Genomic DNA, 574 nt, shown 5'->3' with positions numbered 1-574 from the left:
CCGGCACCTCCTCGACCTCGGCGAGCTTCGCCGTCAGCCGGATGCGGGAGCCGACCTTCACCGGGGAGGGGAAACGCACCTTGTTGAGGCCGTAGTTGACCTTCGTCGTCACGCCCTGGACGTCCAGCAGCTCGGTGAACAGCGGGATGAAGAGGGAGAGGGTCAGGTAGCCGTGCGCGATGGGGGCGCCGAAGGGGCCCTCCTTGGCCTTCTCGGGGTCCACGTGGATCCACTGGTGGTCCCCGGTCGCGTCGGCGAAGGTGTCGATCCGCTCCTGCGTGACCTCGATCCACTCGCTGGTGCCGAGGTCGCTGCCCGCGAGCTTCTTCAGTTCGTCGAGGCCGTTGACGGTGATGCTCATGGAGCCGTCCTTCACTGGGAGTCGGTGCCGTAGCGCTTGCGCACACGGGATTTCAGGAGCTTCCCGGAGGCGGTGCGGGGCAGTTCGTCCGCCACCACGACCGACTTCGGGATCTTGTACTTGGCGAGGCGGCCGGCGAGCGACGCGAGCACCTCGTCGGGGTCGAGTGCGGCGCCTTCGCGGGGGACGACGACCGCGCGGGGCACCTCGCCC

At 68.8% G+C, this 574-nt stretch carries 2 protein-coding genes; both read right to left on the bottom strand.

Features of this window, described 5'->3' with window-relative positions:
• On the bottom strand, window positions 1–361 hold a 361-nt coding region (locus CCL05_RS39905), incomplete at its 3' end, for a MaoC family dehydratase (RefSeq protein WP_086565499.1).
• Window positions 362–372: 11 nt separating this feature from the next.
• Window positions 373–574, bottom strand: a 202-nt coding sequence (locus CCL05_RS39900) for an AMP-binding enzyme (protein ID WP_425275981.1), incomplete at its 5' end; no start/stop codon positions are given.

This window comes from Streptomyces africanus (assembly GCF_002150735.1).
Lineage (GTDB): Bacteria > Actinomycetota > Actinomycetes > Streptomycetales > Streptomycetaceae > Streptomyces > Streptomyces africanus.
The sequence above is the reverse complement of the archived record's forward strand: the minus strand, read 5'-3'. Positions and strand labels throughout refer to the sequence as shown.